This window comes from Pseudomonas sp. Root569 (genome assembly GCF_001427465.1).
Classification (GTDB): domain Bacteria; phylum Pseudomonadota; class Gammaproteobacteria; order Pseudomonadales; family Pseudomonadaceae; genus Aquipseudomonas; species Aquipseudomonas synxantha.
The window spans coordinates 181,174-200,878 of sequence record NZ_LMGQ01000024.1 but is presented as its reverse complement, the minus strand read 5'-3'; the positions used below and the strand labels follow the sequence as shown (position 1 = coordinate 200,878).

The window sequence follows — 19,705 nt, the reverse complement described above, 5'->3', positions numbered from 1 at the left end:
GTAAAACGGTCGCGAGTCTAGCACGCCCCCGCCTGCTAAACTGCCTGGCTACGCCAAGGTGCCAAGAGAATCAAGCCATGCAAAACCCACAGAACCTGATTTGGATCGATCTGGAAATGACCGGTCTGAACCCTGACACCGACGTCATTATCGAGATGGCGACCATTGTCACCGACAGCAACCTCAACACCTTGGCCGAAGGTCCGGTGATCGCCATACACCATAGTGACGCCGTGCTCGCCACCATGGACGAGTGGAACACCCGCACCCACGGTAACTCCGGCCTGACCCAACGCGTGCGCGACAGCCGCATCAGCATGGCCGAAGCCGAGGCTGAAACCATCGCCTTCCTGGAAAAGTGGGTACCCAAGGGCAAGTCGCCGATCTGCGGCAACAGCATCTGCCAGGACCGACGCTTCCTTTATACGCATATGAAGGCGCTGGAGAGCTACTTCCACTATCGCAACCTCGACGTGTCGACGTTAAAAGAGCTTGCTGCGCGTTGGGCGCCGGAGGTCAAGGACAGCTTCCATAAAGGCAGCACGCACCTGGCGCTGGATGATATTCGCGAGTCGATTGCCGAGTTGCAGCATTACCGCAAGCATTTCATCAAGGCTTGAAAACCGGGCGACTGCTGAACATGTGGGAGGGGGCTTTAATGGGTTTGCAAATCCAAGTGTTGGAGAGCGTTTGCCCCCTTTTGGTGCCATCAGCAAATGATTAGACTGCCGGCCTCTCTGCAAGGATCGCCATCATGCTGCTGATGCTCTACCTCATTGCCATCACCGCTGAAGCCATGACCGGCGCGCTGTCCGCCGGCCGGCGCGGCATGGACTGGTTTGGCGTGGTGCTGATCGCCTGCGTGACGGCTTTGGGCGGTGGTTCGGTGCGTGATGTATTGCTTGGTCACTACCCGCTGACGTGGGTAAAACACCCGGAATATCTGGTGCTCACCTCCGTCGCGGCGTTGGTGACGATCTTTATCGCACCGCTGATGCGCCGCCTTCGCTCGCTGTTCCTGGCGCTGGACGCCTTGGGCTTGGTGGCATTTACCCTGATCGGCTGCATGACCGCCCTGGAAATGGGCCACGGCATGCTAGTGGCATCGGTCAGCGGGGTGATCACCGGGGTGTTTGGCGGCATTCTGCGGGATATCTTCTGTAACGACATTCCGCTGATTTTTCGCCGGGAGCTGTACGCCAGCGTGTCATTCCTGGCCGCGTGGTTCTATCTGCTGTGCCTGTATCTGGAACTGCCGAGCGAACAAGCAATTCTGCTGACGTTATTCAGCGGCTTTCTATTGCGCCTGCTGGCGATCCGTTTTCACTGGGAAATGCCCAAGTTCGTCTACAACGACGACGTACACTAGCGGGCCGCGTGCTGGTTCAGCGCCCATTCCACATGCTCGCGCACCAACTCCGAGGGGTAATCCCGCCGCGCCTTCAAGGCTTCCAGCACCGGTATGCTCGACGGCGCATTGCCCAGGCCTACCGCCAGGTTGCGCAACCAGCGCTCGTACCCGGCACGGCGCAAGGGTGAGCCTTCGGTGCTGCTGAGGAATTTATCCTCGTCCCACATAAACAGTTCGGCAAGTTCCGCGTTATCCAGATTGTGCCGTGGCTTGAAATCGCTTTCGGCGGTGGGTCGTGCGAAACGATTCCACGGGCAAACGATCTGACAGTCATCGCAGCCAAATACGCGGTTGCCGATTAACGGGCGCAGGTCCTCGGGGATGGCGCTCTTGAGTTCGATGGTCAGGTAGGAAATGCAGCGCCGGGCGTCCAATACATAAGGGCCGACGAAGGCATTGGTGGGGCAGATGTCCAGGCAGGCGGTGCAGCGGCCGCAGTGTTCGGTGGCGTGGGGTGGGTCCACCGGCAGCGGCAGATCCACAAACAGTTCGCTCAAGAAGAAATAACTGCCGGCCTTGCGATTGAGTACCAGGGTGTTTTTACCGATCCAGCCCAGTCCGGCTTGTTCGGCGATGGCTTTTTCCAATACGGGGGCGCTGTCGACAAAGGCCCGAAAGCCGAAGGGGCCGATCTGTGCCTGGATGCGATCGGCCAACTGCTGCACGCGCTTGCGGATCAGCTTGTGGTAGTCGCGGCCCAGGGCGTAGCGCGAGATGTAGGCTTTTTCCGGCTTGGCCAGCTGTTGTGCCATCTGGGTATCGCCGGGCAGGTAGTCCATGCGCAGCGACACCACCCGCAAGGTGCCGGGCACCAGTTCGTCGGGGTGTGAACGTTTGCTGCCGTGGGCGCCCATGTAGTCCATCTCGCCGTGGTAGCCCGCGTCGAGCCAGCGTTGCAGGTGCTGTTCATGCTCAGCCAGGTCGAGGCCGCTGATGCCGACTTGTTGGAAGCCCAGCTCGCGGCCCCAGTCTTTGATCGATTGGGCGAGGGCGGGCAGATCGGAGGTAATAGCAGGCATGAGACACAGGAAACCACGGGTTAGATGCGTATAATTCTGCCAGACATCGGAGCTTGAAGACGCATGCCTCAGACAAAACACCCAATAACCGACGTTCAGCCCCTGTTGCCCGGCCATTTGCCGCAACTGGCTGCGCGTTCCCCGGATGCCCATAAAGGCCAGTTCGGCCATGTATTAGTCATCGGTGGCGACCGCGGCTTTGGTGGCGCGGCGTTACTGAGTACCGAAAGTGCCCTGCGCAGCGGTGCCGGCATGGTGTCCCTGGCGACCCGCCCTGAGCATGTGCCGGCGGCGCTGGCACGGCTGCCGGAAGTGATGACGGTGGGCGTCAGCTCTGCGAACCAGTTGATGAGCCTGCTGGAAAAAACCTCGGTCATCGTGATTGGCCCTGGCTTGGGCGCCGCGGCGTGGGGCAAAAGCCTGTTGTCCGTGGCGGCCAATGCCCAGCAGCCGCAGGTCTGGGATGCTGACGCCTTGAATCAGCTGGCCACAGGCAGCGTCAGTCTTCCTGCCAATAGCGTGATCACCCCGCATCCAGGTGAAGCCGCGCGGTTGTTGGGCATTTCGACAGCCGAGGTTCAGGCAGACCGCCTTAAGGTGGCGCGCGCGTTGAGCCATACATTCAATGCAGTGGCTATCCTCAAGGGTGCTGGCAGTTTGATTGCCAGCCCTGACGGGCGGGTTGCTCGCTGTGATCAAGGCCACCCGGCCATGGCGACGGCGGGGCTCGGTGATGTCCTGGCGGGCCTGGTCGGTGCCTTGTTGGCCCAGGGCATGCCCGCGTATGACGCAAGCTGCCTGGCCGTGTGGTTGCACGCCACGGCGGGGGATCGCCAAGGCAGTTTTGGTCGCGGTCTGGCGGCCAGCGACCTGATACCTGCCATTCGTCAATTGCTGGAGGAGCAATCGCCGTGCCTGAATTAGTGCTTTTCCTGGCGAATGAAGACGCCATGGTTGCGTTCGGTCAACGCATCTCGCAGGTCACCGCCGGGGCAGGATTGATTTTTCTCGAGGGTGACCTTGGGGCCGGCAAGACCACACTGTCGCGAGGAATTATTCGCGGTCTGGGCCATACGGGCGCGGTGAAAAGCCCGACGTTCACTTTGGTAGAGCCCTACGAGATCGGCGACGTGCGTGCCTTCCACTTCGACCTCTATCGCCTGGTAGACCCCGAAGAGCTTGAATTCATGGGCATCCGTGATTATTTCGACGAAGATGCGCTATGCCTGATCGAATGGCCAGATAAAGGCACAGGCTTTTTGCCAAAGCCAGACATGACCATTACCATTACGCCGCATGAGCACGGACGTCAGCTGAAGTTGTTGCCCCAGAGCGAGCGCGCTAAAGCTTGGTGCGCCAGTCTGGCATTGGAATTCAAATAAAATTGGTGGGGTTAGGTATGCGCTTTCGCGCGTTGGTTGCTGTCGTGGGGGTGTTGCTTGCGGCAATGACTGTCAATGCTCTGGCTGCTTCACAGGTAAAGAGTGTTCGCCTGTGGCGAGCGCCGGATAACACGCGACTGGTGTTCGACCTGTCTGGCCCGGTCCAGCACAGCGTCTTTACCCTGACGGCGCCTGATCGCCTGGTGATCGACATCAACGGTGCGAGCCTGGCCGCGCCGCTGAAGGTGTCTACCGCCAACACGCCAATTACCGCCATGCGCTCGGCCCAGCGTACGCCGACCGACCTGCGCGTGGTCATCGACCTGAAAAAGGCCGTGACCCCCAAAAGTTTTTCGCTGGCACCCAACGCCCAATACGGCAACCGCCTGGTGGTCGACCTGTTCGACAACCCTGCCGACGCCGCACCGCCGCCTGCGCCGACGCCAAGCGTGGCGACGGTACCGGCGGTGCCGGTCAACCCTTCGCAACCCCAGGTCAAGCTGCCACCTCCGCCGCCCGCACCTGCTGGCAAGCGCGACATCATCGTGGTGATCGACGCCGGCCACGGTGGCGAAGACCCGGGTGCCTCCGGCTCCCGCGGCCAGCATGAGAAGGACGTGGTACTGGCGATCGCCCGCGAGCTGCAGCGCCAGATCAACGGCATGAAGGGCTACCGCGCCGAGCTGACGCGCACCGGTGACTACTTCATTCCTTTGCGTGGCCGTACCGAAATCGCCCGTAAGAAGGGTGCTGACCTGTTCGTGTCGATCCATGCCGACGCCGCGCCGTCCACTGCCGCCTTTGGTGCTTCGGTGTTTGCCCTGTCGGATCGCGGCGCCACCTCCGAGACCGCCCGCTGGCTGGCTGACAGTGAAAACCGTTCCGACTTGATCGGCGGGGCCGGCAACGTGTCCCTCGACGATAAGGACAAGATGCTCGCCGGCGTGCTGCTCGACCTGTCGATGACCGCCTCGCTGACCTCCAGCCTGAACGTCGGCCAGAAAGTCCTGAGCAACATCGGTCGCGTCACCTCGCTGCACAAACAGCGCGTGGAACAGGCCGGGTTCATGGTGTTGAAGTCGCCGGATATCCCGTCGATCCTGGTGGAAACCGGGTTTATCTCCAACGCCAACGAGGCGTCGAAACTGGCCAGCGCCAGCCACCAGCAGGCGTTGGCACGCTCGATCAGCGCCGGCGTGCGCCAGTTCTTCCAGCAGAACCCGCCGCCGGGCACCTATATCGCCTGGCTGCGCGACTCCGGCAAGATCGCCCAGGGCCCGCGTGACCATCGCGTGCAGCCCGGTGATACCGTCGCCATGCTGGCAGTACGTTTCCAAGTCACGCCTGCGGCGTTGCGCAGCGCCAATAACCTGAAAAGCGATGAATTGAAGATCGGCCAGGTGTTGACCATTCCCGGCACTGAATTGGCGGCGCAGTAATGAGCGAATCCATCTTGAACAGCGGCTCGCGCATTGAATTGCTCAGCCCGCGTCTTGCCAACCAGATCGCCGCCGGTGAGGTCGTTGAGCGCCCGGCTTCGGTGATCAAGGAGTTGCTGGAAAACAGCATCGACTCGGGCGCCAAGCGCATCGATGTCGACGTGGAGCAGGGCGGTGTCAAGCTGCTGCGGGTGCGCGACGACGGCAGCGGCATCTCCGCCGATGACCTGCCGCTGGCCCTGGCCCGCCACGCCACCAGCAAGATACGCGACCTGGAAGACCTGGAGCGGGTCATGAGCCTGGGCTTTCGCGGTGAGGCCCTGGCCTCCATCAGTTCCGTGGCCCGCCTGACTCTCACTTCCCGCACACGCAGTGCCGAGCAAGCCTGGCAAGTGGAAACCGAAGGTCGCGACATGGCGCCTCGGGTTCAGCCGGCGGCGCACCCGGTGGGCACTTCGGTGGAAGTACGCGACCTGTTCTTCAACACCCCGGCACGGCGCAAATTCCTCAAGGCCGAGAAAACCGAATTCGACCACCTGCAAGAAGTCATCAAGCGCCTGGCCCTGGCCCGCTTCGATGTGGCGTTTCATCTGCGCCACAACGGCAAGACCATCCTCAGCCTGCACGAAGCCCACGACGACGCCGCACGCGCTCGCCGGGTGGCGGCAGTGTGCGGTAGCGGGTTCCTGGAGCAGGCACTGCCGATTGAGATCGAACGCAATGGCCTGAGGCTGTGGGGCTGGGTCGGGTTGCCGACGTTTTCCCGTAGCCAGGCCGACTTGCAGTATTTCTTTGTGAACGGCCGTGCGGTACGCGACAAGCTGGTGGCCCACGCGGTGCGCCAGGCCTACCGCGACGTGCTGTTCAACGGGCGGCACCCGACGTTTGTGCTGTTCTTTGAGGTCGACCCGTCGGTGGTCGACGTCAACGTGCACCCGACCAAGCACGAAGTGCGCTTCCGTGATGGGCGCATGGTGCATGACTTCCTGTATGGCACGCTGCACCGCGCCTTGGGCGATGTGCGTCCGGATGACCAACTGTCAGCGCCGATTGTCACGGCCGTGGTACGGCCAACTGGCCCGGAAGCCGGAGAGTTCGGCCCCCAGGGTGAAATGAGCCTGGCCGCCAACCTGCTGCAATCGCCACAGTCGCAACCGACCTACACGGCGCCGAACTCGGGTGCCGGTGCGGGCTATCAGTATCAATACACGCCGCGCCCGCAATCAACAGTGCCGGTGGCCGAGGCCCAGGCGGCGTACCGTGAGTTTTTCGCGCCGCTGCCGGGCGCCGAGCCGGGTATTGCTCCTTCACTGCCGGAAGGCGGCGGTGATATTCCGCCACTGGGCTATGCCCTGGCGCAGCTCAAGGGCATCTACATTCTTGCGGAAAATGCCCATGGCCTGGTGCTGGTGGACATGCACGCCGCCCACGAACGAATCATGTACGAGCGCCTGAAAGTTGCCATGGCCAGCGAAGGCCTCAGCGGTCAGCCGCTGCTGGTGCCGGAGTCCCTGGCGGTGAGCCAGCGCGAGGCCGATTGCGCCGAAGAGCATCACAGTGTGTTCCAGAAACTTGGCTTCGAATTGCAGCGCCTGGGCCCGGAAACCCTGGCGATCCGTCAGATACCCGCATTGCTCAAGCAGGCCGAGGCCAACCGCCTGGTGGCCGACGTGCTGGCAGACCTGATGGAATACGGCACCAGTGACCGTATCCAGGCGCATATCAATGAGCTGCTTGGCACCATGGCCTGCCACGGTGCCATTCGCGCCAATCGCCGCCTGGCCCTGCCGGAAATGAACGGCCTGCTGCGCGACATGGAAAACACCGAGCGCAGCGGCCAATGCAACCATGGCCGACCGACCTGGACCCAGATGGGACTGGACGATCTGGACAAACTCTTCTTGCGCGGCCGTTGATGAGCGCCTTGCCCCCCGCGATCTTCCTGATGGGCCCCACGGCCGCCGGCAAGACCGACCTGGCCATCGAGCTGACCAAGGTGTTGCCCTGCGAGCTGATCAGCGTTGACTCTGCCCTGGTTTACCGGGACATGGACATTGGTACGGCCAAGCCGTCGAAAGCGTTGTTGGCCCAGTATCCGCACCGTTTGATCGACATCATCGACCCGGCCGAGAGCTATTCGGCCGCGGATTTTCGTACCGACGCCCTGGCGGCCATGGCTGAGATCACCGCGCGGGGCAATATTCCGCTGCTGGTGGGCGGTACGATGCTCTACTACAAGGCTTTGCAGGAAGGCCTGGCCGATATGCCGCCTGCTGACGCCCAAGTGCGCGCCGAACTCGAAGAAGAGGCTGCACGCCTCGGCTGGCAAGCCTTGCACGATCAATTGGCGGCGGTGGACCCGGTGTCCGCGGCGCGCATTCACCCCAATGACCCCCAGCGCCTCACCCGTGCCTTGGAAGTCTGGCGTGTGAGTGGCCGGACCATGACTGAACACAGGCTGAAACAAAGTGCGCAAAGTGCTGATGCCGGCGCATCTGGACAGTCACAATTGCCCTATACTGTGGCGAACCTGGCCATCGCTCCGGCAAATCGCCAGGTGCTGCATGAACGAATTGCACAAAGATTCACAATTATGTTGGAACAGGGGTTTGTGGAGGAGGTCGTAGCACTGCGTTCAAGAGGTGACCTGCATCCCGGGCTGCCTTCGATACGTGCTGTAGGCTACCGCCAAGTCTGGGATCATCTGGATGGCAAGCTGACGTCAGCCGAAATGCAGGAGCGCGGCATCATTGCCACGCGCCAATTGGCGAAGCGCCAGTTCACCTGGCTGCGCAGCTGGAGCGATTTGCACTGGTTGGACAGCCTGGACAGCGACAATCTGTCACGCGCCTTGAAATACTTGGGAACGGTCTCCATATTGAGCTGAGTCCTTGCAATTGCCGTCTATCCTTGGGGGTGTGGCGGCCATAAGCTATCTATTTTCCGATTTTTTATTATTGATCCTTAAAGGAGTGCGGCACATGTCAAAAGGGCATTCGCTACAAGACCCTTACTTGAATACTTTACGTAAAGAGAAAGTGGGGGTTTCCATCTACCTGGTCAACGGTATCAAGCTGCAAGGTACGATCGAGTCGTTCGACCAGTTCGTGATCCTGCTGAAAAACACCGTCAGCCAGATGGTCTACAAGCACGCTATCTCGACAGTCGTTCCAGTTCGTCCAATCCGTCTGCCTAGCGCAGCAGGTGACGAACAGGGTGACGCTGAGCCAGGTAACGCCTGATAGGAGTCTCCTTTGTTCTTTGAGCGCCACGGTGGTGGTGAGCGAGTAATCCTCGTTCACTTGGATGGACAGGACCCTGAGGCGCGCGAAGATCCGCAGGAGTTTCAGGAGTTGGCAAATTCGGCCGGCGCCGAGACCGTTGCGTTTTTTAACGTGCCGCGTCATCGGCCAACCGCCAAATACCTGATAGGCAGCGGCAAGGTCGAGGAATTGCGCGACCTGGTCCACGCCGAAGAAGCCGATCTGGTGATCTTCAATCACATTCTCACGCCCAGTCAGGAACGTAACCTCGAACGTGTTTTCGAGTGTCGCGTGATTGACCGTACCGGCCTCATCCTCGATATTTTTGCCCAGCGCGCCCGTACCCATGAAGGCAAGCTCCAGGTCGAACTGGCCCAGCTTGACCACATGAGCACCCGCCTGGTTCGCGGCTGGACTCACCTTGAGCGCCAGGGTGGTGGTATCGGTATGCGAGGCCCGGGTGAAACCCAGCTGGAAACCGACCGGCGCCTGCTGCGGGTTCGCCTGCGCCAGATCAAGGGCCGCCTCGAGAAAGTGCGCAGCCAACGCGAGCAATCGCGACGTGGGCGTACCCGCGCGGATATCCCGACCGTTTCCCTGGTGGGTTATACCAACGCCGGCAAATCCACGCTGTTCAACAACGTGACGAAATCGGACGTGTACGCGGCCGACCAACTGTTCGCAACCCTCGACCCGACCCTGCGCCGCCTGGATATCGACGACCTGGGGCCGATTGTCCTGGCCGACACCGTGGGTTTCATTCGTCACCTGCCGCACAAGCTGGTCGAGGCATTTCGGTCTACGCTCGAAGAGTCGAGCAATTCCGACCTGCTCTTGCACGTGATCGATGCGGCCGAACCGGATCGCATGCTGCAAATTGAACAGGTCATGGTGGTGCTGGGCGAGATTGGTGCCCAGGACTTGCCGATCCTCGAGGTCTATAACAAACTCGATTTGCTCGAAGGCGTTGAGCCACAAATCCAGCGCGACGAAAACGGCAAGCCCCAACGGGTCTGGTTGTCGGCGCGTGATGGCAGTGGCCTGGAGCTGCTTGAACAAGCCATTGCCGAATTGCTCGGCAGCGATTTGTTCGTCGGTACCTTGCGCTTGCCTCAGCGTTTTGCTCGACTGCGTGCACAGTTTTTCGAGTTGGGCGCGGTACAGAAAGAAGAACACGACGAAGAAGGTGTCAGCTTGCTGGCCGTTCGATTGCCGCGCTCGGAGCTCAATCGACTGGTCAGTCGCGAGGGTGTTGTACCGGCCGAGTTCATCGAACAACACACTTTGCAATAAAAGCCTCCTAAAGCGGTTGTGCCGCGGTAGCAGGCATTCTGTAGCATTGGTCGGCGCGCCGTGGGTGCGTCTTTGCTTTATCAGATGGAGAGCGCTATGGCTTGGAATGAGCCGGGTGGCAACTCGAATAATCAGGATCCTTGGGGTGGTAAGCGCCGCAATAATGGCGACCGCAAGGGGCCACCGGATCTCGACGAGGCCTTCCGAAAGCTGCAGGAAAGCCTGAATGGGTTGTTCGGTGGTGGAAAAAAACGTGGTGGTGACGACGGCGGTCGCACAAGCAAGGGCGGTGGCTATGGCCTGTTGGGCCTGGGTCTTGTCGTGCTGGCGGCCGTGTGGCTCTACAGTGCGGTATACGTCGTGGACGAGCAGGAGCAGGCCGTGGTGCTGCGCTTCGGCAAGTACTACGAGACTGTCGGCCCGGGCCTGAATATCTATTTCCCGCCGATCGACAAGAAGTACATGGAGAACGTCACGCGTGAGCGGGCGTACACCAAGCAGGGCCAGATGCTGACCGAAGACGAGAACATCGTCGAAGTGCCGCTGACCGTGCAGTACAAGATCAGCAACCTGCAGGACTTCGTTCTGAACGTCGACCAGCCGGAAATCAGCCTGCAACACGCAACCGAAAGTGCCCTGCGCCACGTGGTGGGTTCCACCGCCATGGACCAGGTGCTCACCGAAGGTCGTGAATTGATGGCAAGCGAAATCAAGGAGCGTCTGCAACGCTTCCTCGACACCTATCGCACCGGTATCACCGTCACCCAGGTGAACGTACAGAGCGCAGCGGCACCGCGTGAAGTGCAGGAAGCCTTTGACGACGTGATCCGCGCCCGTGAAGACGAGCAGCGTTCGCGCAACCAGGCTGAAACCTACGCCAACGGCGTCGTGCCGGAAGCCCGCGGCCAGGCCCAGCGTATCATCGAGGATGCCAACGGCTATCGCGATGAGGTGGTCTCCCGTGCCAAGGGTGAGGCAGATCGCTTTACCAAGCTGGTAGCCGAGTACCGTAAGGCGCCGGAAGTCACCCGTGAGCGTCTGTACCTGGACACCATGCAGGAAGTCTTCAGCAACACCAGCAAGGTTCTCGTGACTGGCAGCAAGGGTGGGCAGAACAACCTGCTGTACCTGCCGCTGGACAAGATGATCGAAGGTGGTCGTAGTGGCACCAGCGCACCGTCTACCGGTTCCAGTGCCGCTGCCAACGAAGCGAGCGCCCGTGCGGCCGCTGACTTGCTGCAACAGCAAACACGTACCAGGGAGAGTCGTTGATGAGCAATAAATCGCTGACCGCCCTGATTGTGGGCGTCGTCGTGGTCATCGCTGCCTGGAACTGCTTCTACATCGTGGCTCAGACCGAGCGTGCGGTGCTGCTGCAATTCGGTCGTGTGGTCCAGGCGGATGTCCAGCCGGGCCTGCATGTGAAAGTCCCCTACGTCAACCAGGTGCGCAAGTTCGACGCCCGCCTTATGACCCTGGATGCACCGACACAGCGCTTCCTGACCCTGGAAAAGAAAGCCGTGATGGTTGACGCCTACGCCAAGTGGCGCGTCAAGGATGCCGAGCGCTTCTACACAGCGACCTCCGGCCTCAAGCAGATTGCTGACGAGCGTCTGTCGCGTCGTCTGGAATCGGGCCTGCGTGACCAGTTTGGTAAACGCACCCTGCACGAGGTGGTATCCGGTGAGCGGGATGCGCTGATGGCTGACATCACGCGTTCGCTGAACACCATGGCGGAAAAAGAGCTGGGTATCGAAGTGGTCGATGTCCGGGTCAAGGCCATTGACCTGCCCAAGGAAGTCAACCGCAGCGTGTTCGAGCGCATGAGTACCGAGCGTGAGCGCGAGGCCCGTGAGCACCGCGCCAAGGGTAACGAGCTGGCAGAGGGGATCCGTGCGGATGCCGACCGTCAGCGCCGTGTCCTGCTGGCAGAAGCCTATCGCGAGTCTGAAGAGGCCCGTGGTGATGGTGATGCCCAAGCCGCGGCGATCTACGCCAAGGCCTACGGCCAGGACCAGGAGTTCTACGCGTTCTACCGTAGCCTGCGCGCCTACCGTGAAAGCTTCGCGAACAAAACCGACGTCATGGTGCTGGACCCAAGTAGCGACTTCTTCCGCTACCTGGAAAAGTCCAAGTAACCAGCCTGTAATTCTGTAGGACGCACTCCGTCGGGCGGCTAAAATGCCTGGCGGGGTGCTCCTTTCAGAAAACGGGTGTATGATGCGGCAGCCGGGAAATTCCCGGCTTTTTTGCGTCTGCATGTTTGATTCGGCAGGCGTGACAGGTTTTTCGAGGAAAGTGCCCGACGAGGCCGGTTACAGGCCGTTCGTCACGTCGCTCTTGCGCGTGGTTTATGCAAGAGGCGGGTATTTTCTGCTTCACTCAAGGTTCGGCCGAGGGCTGGCCGCCCGGATCAAAGGGGAATGGCGTAATGGCAACGGTAGACCGCTGGCTGCTGCCAGATGGCATCGAAGAAGTACTGCCACCAGAAGCTGCGCGCATTGAAATAGCGCGTCGCCAGGTGTTGGATCTGTTCCAGAGCTGGGGTTACGAGTTTGTCGTGACTCCCCATATCGAGTACCTGGAATCCCTGCTGACCGGCGCGGGCCAGGACCTGGATCTGCGCACCTTCAAGGTCATCGACCCGCAATCGGGCCGGCAAATGGGTTTCCGTGCCGACATCACGCCGCAAGTGGCGCGCATCGATGCGCACACTCTGCGCCGCGAAGGTCCTAGCCGCCTGTGCTACGCCGGCAGCGTGCTACATGCCCAGCCGCGTGCCTTGTCGTCTTCCCGGAGCCCGATCCAGTTGGGCGCCGAGTTGTACGGCGATGCCAGCCCGAGCAGCGATGTTGAAGTGATCAGCCTGATGCTGGCCATGCTGCAACTGGCGGATGTGCCGGATGTGCACATGGATCTGGGGCATGTCGGTATCTACCGCGGCCTGGCCCGTGCGGCCGGGTTGTCCGGCGAAGTAGAGCAGCAATTGTTCGATGCCCTGCAACGCAAGGCCATCGATGAAGTGGTCGCTCTCACCGAGGGTGTACCTGCGGATCTGGCCGGCATGCTGCGTGCGCTGGTGGATCTGTGCGGTGGCCGTGAAGTGCTGTCGGCTGCACGTGAGCGCCTGGCCAAGGCGCCAGCGCCGGTATTGGCCGCGCTGGATGACGTGCTGGCAATCGCCGAGCGCCTGTCGGCGCGGTTCCCGCAGCTGCCGCTGTATTTTGATCTGGGTGAGTTGCGCGGCTACCACTACCACACCGGTGTGGTGTTCGCGGTATTTGTCCCGGGTGTTGGCCAAGCCATCGCCCAGGGTGGTCGTTATGACGATATCGGCGCTGACTTCGGTCGTGCGCGTCCGGCCACTGGTTTTTCCACCGATTTGAAAACCCTGGTGACCCTGGGGCGTGCTGAGGTCGAGCTGCCGTCTGGTGGCATCTGGATGCCCGACAGTACGGACGCAGCGCTCTGGCAGCAGGTTTGCCAGTTACGCAGTGAGGGTCAGCGTGTAGTCCAGGCCTTGCCTGGGCAGCCATTGGCCGCCGCCCGTGAAGCGGACTGCGACCGGCAATTGATTCAGCAGAACGGGCTTTGGCAAGTATCGCCACTGGCTTCTTGAGTTTTCCTGCCGGCCATCGCCGGCACCAAGTTTGCGCGAATGAGGACAAGTGTTATGGGTAAGAATGTCGTAGTCCTGGGCACCCAATGGGGTGATGAGGGCAAAGGCAAGATCGTTGATCTGCTGACCGAACATGCTGCCGCCGTAGTGCGCTACCAAGGTGGCCACAACGCTGGCCACACCCTGGTCATCGATGGCGAAAAAACCGTCTTGCACCTGATCCCATCGGGCGTACTGCGCGAAGGCGTGCAGTGCCTGATCGGCAACGGTGTGGTGGTTGCACCGGATGCCCTGCTGCGCGAGATCATCAAGCTGGAAGAGAAAGGTGTACCGGTGCGCGAGCGCCTGCGTATCAGCCCGTCCTGCCCGCTGATCCTGTCCTTCCACGTTGCGCTGGACCAGGCTCGTGAAAAGGCCCGTGGCGAGCTGAAGATCGGTACTACCGGTCGCGGTATCGGCCCGGCCTACGAAGACAAGGTTGCACGTCGTGGCCTGCGTGTGGGCGACCTGCTCAACATGCCGCGCTTTGAAGACAAGCTGCGTGAACTAGTGGATTACCACAACTTCATGCTGGTGGGTTACTACAAAGAGCCGGCCATCGAGTTCGAAAAGACCCTGGCCGAGTGCAAGGAATACGCTGAGCTGCTCAAGCCGCTGATGCTGGACGTGACCGCCGAGCTGCACGACCTGCGTCGCGCTGGCAAAGACATCATGTTCGAAGGCGCCCAGGGTTCGTTGCTGGACATCGACCACGGTACCTACCCGTACGTGACCAGCTCCAACACCACCGCTGGCGGCGTTGCCACCGGTTCCGGCGTTGGCCCGATGTTCCTGGACTACATCCTGGGCATCACCAAGGCCTACACCACCCGTGTCGGTTCGGGTCCATTCCCGACTGAGCTGTTCGACGACGTCGGTGCGCACCTGGCCAAGCAAGGTCACGAGTTCGGCGCAACTACCGGCCGTGCTCGCCGTTGTGGCTGGTTCGACGCCGTTATCCTGCGTCGCGCTATCGATGTGAACAGCATTTCGGGCATCTGCCTGACCAAGCTGGACGTCCTCGACGGTCTGGAAACCATCAACATCTGCATCGGCTACAAAGATGCAGAAGGCAACGATGTTGCTCCGACCGACGCCGACAGCTACGTAGGCCTGCAGCCTGTGTACGAAGAAGTGCCTGGCTGGACCGAGTCGACCGTGGGTGCCAAGACCCTGGAAGAACTGCCAGCCAACGCCCGTGCCTACATCAAGCGTGTTGAAGCGTTGATCGGCGCACCGATCGACATTATTTCGACGGGCCCGGACCGCAACGAGACCATCGTGCTGCGTCACCCGTTCGCTTAATAAGCTGTTGATGTAAAAAGCAAAGGGCTCCTTGGGGAGCCCTTTGTCGTATCTGCAGGCCAGGCGGCACGACCCTTGCTGTGTTTCTCTCTTTCGCGGTGCTATCAATTTAATGGCACCCGTGGTGGAGGGATTCCCGATGTCTGCCGTTCTCTCATTGTTACAAAGCCGGCTGTTGCGGCCGGTCTTCGTTACCCTTGGTATCGCTCTTTTAGTGCAAGTGCTGGTCGCCGTCGCTCTGACCCGGAGCACGGTCACTGCACTGGAGGCCGATTTGAGCAATCGCCTGGGTATCGACAGCCAGAAGCTGTCTGGCGAATTGGCCCAGGCGGGCAAGGAAGTCACCTCCAGCCTGGACAGCCTGTCTACCAGCACCCGCCAGCGTCTGACGGCGGGGCTATCTACGCGCTTGCAGGAAGAACAGAAGCAGCTGCGTGCGACCCTGGAAAAAGACTTGCAGGACTCCGCCAATGATATGGCGCAGTTGTTGGCCTCTGTGGCCCCTCGCGCCATGTGGGACAGTGATGTGCCGACGCTGTCGGAGTTCGCCCGGCGTGCCCAGCGCAATCCCAACGTATTGTTTGTGGTTTACGACGATGCAGCGGGGGAGCACCTGACCCGTTACTTGAACCGTGAAAACCCAATCAACCAGGTCCTGCTGGCAAAGGGCGCAGGTGAGCGTGCCCTGGACAAAGTCCTGGATGCGGCGAAGACAGATCCTTCTGTGTATTACGTCGAAGCGTCCATCAGCCCCAATGGCGTGGAAATCGGCAAGGTACGCATGGGGGTATCGACCGCTGCGGTCGAGGCTGATCTACAGGCTTTGGATAAGCGCTTTGCCGCACTGATCGCCAGTGGCGATCAATTGGTAGGCGACAGCCTCAAGGGCGCTGCGGCTGATAGTGCCGCCGCCATGGGCGCAAGGTTGCAATCGGCACAAGCCACTGCCACCCAGATGACCGCCAACACCGCCAGTGCCGTGCAGGAAGCTGCGGGCACCCTGCGCTGGCGTATCGGCATGGGCCTGGCCTTGGTGGGGCTTGGCGTATTGCTGCTGATCGCCATCGTACTCGGTCGGCGCGTGGTCAACCGCTTGAAGCTGCTGATCGCGGCCATGGATGACCTGGCGGCGGGCGAGGGCGATCTCACCAAGCGCGTGCAGATCAACAGCAAGGACGAAATCGGTGACATGGCCTCGGCGGTCAATCGCTTTGTGGATAAGTTGCAACCCATCGTGCGCGAAGCAGGCGATGTGGCCCAGCGCACCGGTGTGGAGATCGGTGCAATGACGTTGCGCAATGCCGGCGCCGATGCTGCCGCTGGCTTGCAGCGTGACGAAGTGGCGGAGAGTTTGCGCGCACTCTCGCAAATGGCTGACGAGGCCCAGGCCGAAAGCCATGCGATGCAGGCGGCGTTGCAACAGGTGGTGGATATTCGCCAGGCCACGGATGAAAACTCGCGCACTTCCGCCGAAGTCGGCAACTTGATCGAAGCGTTGGCAGGACAGGTCCAGGCCGGTTCCCAGGTCATCGAGCGTCTGGCCCAGCAAAGCGAGCAGATCGAAGTCGTGCTGACTGTGATCCACGGCATCGCCGAGCAAACCAACCTGCTGGCCCTTAACGCGGCCATCGAAGCGGCACGGGCCGGCGAGACCGGTCGCGGCTTTGCGGTAGTGGCGGACGAAGTGCGGGCGCTGGCCAGCAAGACCCAAAGCTCCACAGGCGATATCCAGGCGCATATCGTGGCGTTGCAACAGGGCGCGCGTGAGGCGGTGGAAACCATCGGCAAGGCTGGGCGCCAGGCCAGTGAAGGTTTGCTGGTGTTACGCGACAGCGTGCGCTTGCAGCAGACGGTACAGGCGTCAGTGGAGCAGGTGCACGCAGCCATTGGCCTGGCGACGCGTGCAGCCGAGCATCAGGCCCAGGGCGCCCATGCGGTGCGTGGGCGGGTCGAGGTGATCCATGCCCAGGCCGAACGTGCGGCACAGGCGGTGGTGGAGACGACGGCCAGTGGCAAGGTGCTGGATGGGTTGGCGGCGCAGTTGAAGGCGAGCCTGGGGCAGTTCAGGGCTTAGCCTCGCCTGTGCCGGCCTCATCGGGGGCAAGCCCCCTCCCACATTGGAACGCATTCCAAATGTGGGAGGGGGCTTGCCCCCGATAGCGATCTCAGCGACTCAGGTACATCCGAGTCGTGAGCAAATACACCGGCAACCCCGACACCAGAATCAGCAGTGCCGCATAAGGCGCCGCCGCCGCAAACTCCACATTCGAAGTATGTGCCCAAACGGCAGTCGCCAGGGTATTCAGCCCGGTCGGACTGAGCAGCAACGTCGCGGTCAACTCCTTCATCGCATCCAGGAACACCAGTGCAAACGCCGCTCCCAGCGCCGGGAAGATAATCGGCAATGTCACCCGGCAAAACGCACTGAACGACGAAGCGCCCAACGTGCGTGCTGCCTCTTCCAATTGCGGTGCGGCCTTGTTCAGCGCCGTGCGAATCGGCGCCTGGGCCAATGGCAAGAACAGCAGCGCATAAGCGATCAACAGCAACGCCGAGGTCTGGTACAGCACCGGCACATAATGCAGGGCGAAATACACCAGCGTCAGCGCAATCACCAAGCCGGGCAGAGCATGCAGTAGATAGGGCAGGCGTTCGGCCCAGATCGCCAGTTGACCTTTGTAGCGCACCACCAGCAGTCCCACCGGCACCGCCAGCACCAGGCACAGAGCTGCGCCGCCCAGTGACAGTGCCAGGGAGGACAGCAGCGCCTCACCTATCTCTGCCATCGGAAACGCTGCAGATGAGCCTACGGCCAGCCAGTAACCGAGCATCCCCAGGGGAATGCCGCTGCCGATGATCGCCAGCCCAAGGCAATACATCTGGCCCAAAGGCGCCCATTTGCCCAACCGGACCTGTGCGGCATGTCGCGCCGCCCCTTGGCCTATGCGCACATGCCGGCCTTTGCCGCGCACGCGCAGCTCCAGCCACAGCAAGGTCAGGCACATCACCAGCAACACCGCCGAGAGCATTGCGGCATTGGCATTGCTGAATTCCAGTTCGAATTGCTGGTAGATCGCCGTGGTAAAGGTCTGCAGGCCAATGATCGACAACGCGCCGAACTCCACCAGCATATGCAGGGCGATCAGCAGCGCGCCGGCCAGCAATGACGGCCACAGCAACGGCAAGGTGATGCGCAGGAACACGCCCCAGCGGTTCAGGCCCAATGTGCGGGCGGATTCTTCCAGGGACGGGTCAAGGTTGCGCAAGGTCGCCGCCACCGGCAGGAATACCAGCGGGTACTTGGACAGGCTCATCACCAGGATCGCGCCGCCCAGCCCTTCGAAGTTGGCGCTCAGCGACACCCAGGTAAAGCTGCTGACAAACGCCGGCACGGCAAACGGCAGGCACAGGATCACGCCCCAGATGCGCCGTCCTGGCAGGTTGCTGCGTTCCAGTAGCCAAGCCAGGGACAGGCCGATCACGCCGCAGGTCACGGTCACGCCGACCATCAGCGCGAGGGTGTTGCGCAGCAGGCCGAAGACATACGGCCGCCATAACAGATGCACCGCCTCTGCCCAGCCCGCCTGCCAGGCCTTGAGCCCGACATACGCCAGTGGCAGCAGGCTCATGCCGACCAGCAACAGCACCGGCAACAACAGCCAGATCGAAGGGCGTTTGCGCCGGGGACTGAACGCTGCGGCAGGTAGCGATGGGTTCATCAGTTCAAGCCAACGTCACGTTCCAGTTCCAAGGCTTCTTCGGCGTTGCCAAGGTCGGCCGGGGTGACTTTCGGCGGTTGCAACTCGCTAAATGGCTTGAGGCCGCGGTTGGATTCCATGCCTTTACGCAGTGGGTACTCGGCCGAAGTGTTAGTGATCACGCGCTGGCCTTCTTCACTGGCCATGAATGCCAGCAGTTGCTGGGCTTCCTTGGGGTGCTTGCTGGATTTCAGTGCGGCAGCGGAGGACACGGTAATCAGGCCGCCGGCATCGCCATCAGTGAAGTAGTGCAGTTGGGAGTCCAGGTTGGTTTTCTCCTTCTTCAGGGCAAACCAGTAGTAGTTGTTCACCAGTACGGTGGCCACTTCGCCGTTTTCCACGGCCTTGAGGGCGACCATATTGTTGCTGTACACCTTGCCGAAGGCGCGCAGGCCGGTCAGCCATTCTTCCGCGGCTTCACGGCCGTGCAGCTTGATGATTGCCACCGCTTGTTCCTGGAACGCGCCGCTGGTGGGTACGAAGCCGACCTTGCCTTGCCACTCGGGGCCGGCGAAGTCCAATACCGACTTGGGCAGGTCTTTTTCAGCAATCAGTTTTGGGTTGAAAGCCACGACGCGGGTGCGGGCGGTCACGCCCATCCAATCGCCGTTACGGCCAACGTAATCCTTGGGTAGTACATCGAGGGTGCTGGTATCGATCTTCGCCAGCAGGCCTTGCTCGCCGAGTTTGTTCAGTGGCGGCGACTCTTCGGTATAGATCACGTCGGCAGGGGAACGGTCACCTTCTTCGACGACCTGGCTGGCCAACTGATTGCTGCTGCCTTTACGCACGTTAACGTGAATGCCAGTCTTGGCTTCAAAGGCTTTGGCGAGTTCATCGCCGACTTCCTTGTGCTGGCCGTTGTACAAGGTCAGGGCGATCTTGTCGGCGGAGTAGGCGGTGGGCGAGAGCAGGGTCAGGCCAAGCAGGGTGAGGCTCAGGCCACGCAGAAGGGATGTCTTGAGTCGGTTATCGCGGATCATCATCCGAAGTGTTCCTCGCTATATGCAACAAATCATTGCAAGGATAAACGATAAAACTTCTCAAGTGCGGATGAGGGGGAAATCACTGGGGAGTTTTTCTGGCGTCAGAAACGAAAAAACCCGCTTTCGCGGGTTTGATCTGAATTTGGTGCCCAGGAGAAGACTCGAACTTCCACGACCTTGCGATCACCAGC

The 19,705-nt window shown here is 61.1% G+C and carries 16 protein-coding genes and 2 pseudogenes; 15 read left to right on the top strand and 3 right to left on the bottom strand.

The window, feature by feature from the left end; translation table 11 throughout:
- Positions 1 to 77: 77 nt before the first annotated feature.
- Complete coding sequence (gene orn, locus ASD70_RS18455) at positions 78 to 620, top strand: oligoribonuclease (protein ID WP_010213620.1); 543 nt, start codon at positions 78 to 80, stop codon at positions 618 to 620.
- A gap of 131 nt (positions 621 to 751) precedes the next feature.
- Complete coding sequence (locus ASD70_RS18450; RefSeq protein ID WP_172833454.1) at positions 752 to 1,369, top strand: trimeric intracellular cation channel family protein; 618 nt, start codon at positions 752 to 754, stop codon at positions 1,367 to 1,369.
- Here the strand turns inward: ASD70_RS18450 and queG are convergent.
- The gene (queG, locus tag ASD70_RS18445) at positions 1,366 to 2,430 is read right to left on the bottom strand and encodes a tRNA epoxyqueuosine(34) reductase QueG (RefSeq protein ID WP_046070638.1); all 1,065 of its coding nucleotides are present in this window, start codon (positions 2,428 to 2,430) and stop codon (positions 1,366 to 1,368) included. The two genes, ASD70_RS18450 and queG, sit on opposite strands and share 4 nt — an antisense overlap.
- 63 nt (positions 2,431 to 2,493) lie before the next feature.
- On the opposite strand from queG, the gene ASD70_RS18440 reads away from it, so the two are divergent.
- The 13 genes and pseudogenes from ASD70_RS18440 to ASD70_RS30000 form a co-directional block, all read left to right on the top strand.
- Positions 2,494 to 3,354 (top strand): NAD(P)H-hydrate dehydratase, encoded by an 861-nt coding sequence (locus ASD70_RS18440; protein WP_046070639.1) that lies wholly within the window; start codon positions 2,494 to 2,496, stop codon positions 3,352 to 3,354.
- A complete protein-coding gene (tsaE, locus tag ASD70_RS18435; protein ID WP_046070640.1) occupies positions 3,342 to 3,812 on the top strand; it encodes a tRNA (adenosine(37)-N6)-threonylcarbamoyltransferase complex ATPase subunit type 1 TsaE in 471 nt (156 codons plus the stop codon). The genes ASD70_RS18440 and tsaE overlap by 13 nt, the downstream gene beginning before the upstream one ends.
- A gap of 17 nt (positions 3,813 to 3,829) precedes the next feature.
- Positions 3,830 to 5,251 carry an N-acetylmuramoyl-L-alanine amidase gene (locus tag ASD70_RS18430; protein WP_056847107.1) on the top strand — a complete coding sequence of 474 codons (1,422 nt, stop codon included), beginning with the start codon at positions 3,830 to 3,832 and terminating at the stop codon, positions 5,249 to 5,251.
- Positions 5,251 to 7,167 carry a DNA mismatch repair endonuclease MutL gene (gene mutL / locus ASD70_RS18425; RefSeq protein WP_046070642.1) on the top strand — a complete coding sequence of 639 codons (1,917 nt, stop codon included), beginning with the start codon at positions 5,251 to 5,253 and terminating at the stop codon, positions 7,165 to 7,167. The genes ASD70_RS18430 and mutL overlap by 1 nt, the downstream gene beginning before the upstream one ends.
- Positions 7,167 to 8,138, top strand: a complete 972-nt coding sequence (gene miaA, locus ASD70_RS18420) for a tRNA (adenosine(37)-N6)-dimethylallyltransferase MiaA (RefSeq protein ID WP_046070643.1) — start codon at positions 7,167 to 7,169, stop codon at positions 8,136 to 8,138. The genes mutL and miaA overlap by 1 nt, the downstream gene beginning before the upstream one ends.
- Positions 8,139 to 8,232: 94 nt before the next feature.
- Positions 8,233 to 8,493, top strand: coding sequence for an RNA chaperone Hfq (hfq, locus tag ASD70_RS18415; RefSeq protein ID WP_003188059.1), 261 nt, complete (start codon positions 8,233 to 8,235; stop codon positions 8,491 to 8,493).
- 12 nt (positions 8,494 to 8,505) lie between these two features.
- Positions 8,506 to 9,807 carry a ribosome rescue GTPase HflX gene (gene hflX / locus ASD70_RS18410; protein WP_043047876.1) on the top strand — a complete coding sequence of 434 codons (1,302 nt, stop codon included), beginning with the start codon at positions 8,506 to 8,508 and terminating at the stop codon, positions 9,805 to 9,807.
- 96 nt (positions 9,808 to 9,903) lie between these two features.
- Positions 9,904 to 11,079 (top strand): FtsH protease activity modulator HflK, encoded by a 1,176-nt coding sequence (hflK, locus tag ASD70_RS18405; protein WP_046070644.1) that lies wholly within the window; start codon positions 9,904 to 9,906, stop codon positions 11,077 to 11,079.
- On the top strand, positions 11,079 to 11,945 hold the full coding sequence (hflC, locus tag ASD70_RS18400; RefSeq protein ID WP_010213607.1) for a protease modulator HflC: 867 nt from the start codon (positions 11,079 to 11,081) through the stop codon (positions 11,943 to 11,945). Before hflK ends, hflC begins: the two co-directional genes overlap by 1 nt.
- Before the next feature lie 293 nt (positions 11,946 to 12,238).
- Positions 12,239 to 13,426, top strand: coding sequence for an ATP phosphoribosyltransferase regulatory subunit (locus ASD70_RS18395; protein ID WP_056847106.1), 1,188 nt, complete (start codon positions 12,239 to 12,241; stop codon positions 13,424 to 13,426).
- A gap of 54 nt (positions 13,427 to 13,480) precedes the next feature.
- On the top strand, positions 13,481 to 14,770 hold the full coding sequence (locus ASD70_RS18390) for an adenylosuccinate synthase (protein WP_043047871.1): 1,290 nt from the start codon (positions 13,481 to 13,483) through the stop codon (positions 14,768 to 14,770).
- 112 nt (positions 14,771 to 14,882) lie between these two features.
- Positions 14,883 to 15,938 (top strand): annotated as a pseudogene (locus ASD70_RS30005) (methyl-accepting chemotaxis protein); the annotation flags it as partial.
- A 390-nt stretch (positions 15,939 to 16,328) separates the two neighbouring features.
- Positions 16,329 to 16,844: pseudogene (locus tag ASD70_RS30000) on the top strand (methyl-accepting chemotaxis protein); the annotation flags it as partial.
- 91 nt (positions 16,845 to 16,935) lie between these two features.
- Here ASD70_RS30000 and ASD70_RS18380 read toward each other — a convergent pair.
- Positions 16,936 to 18,489, bottom strand: coding sequence for an ABC transporter permease (locus ASD70_RS18380; RefSeq protein ID WP_056847104.1), 1,554 nt, complete (start codon positions 18,487 to 18,489; stop codon positions 16,936 to 16,938).
- Positions 18,489 to 19,514: an iron ABC transporter substrate-binding protein gene (locus tag ASD70_RS18375; protein ID WP_056847103.1), complete on the bottom strand. Its 1,026-nt coding sequence runs from the start codon at positions 19,512 to 19,514 to the stop codon at positions 18,489 to 18,491. Before ASD70_RS18375 ends, ASD70_RS18380 begins: the two co-directional genes overlap by 1 nt.
- Positions 19,515 to 19,705: the final 191 nt, after the last annotated feature.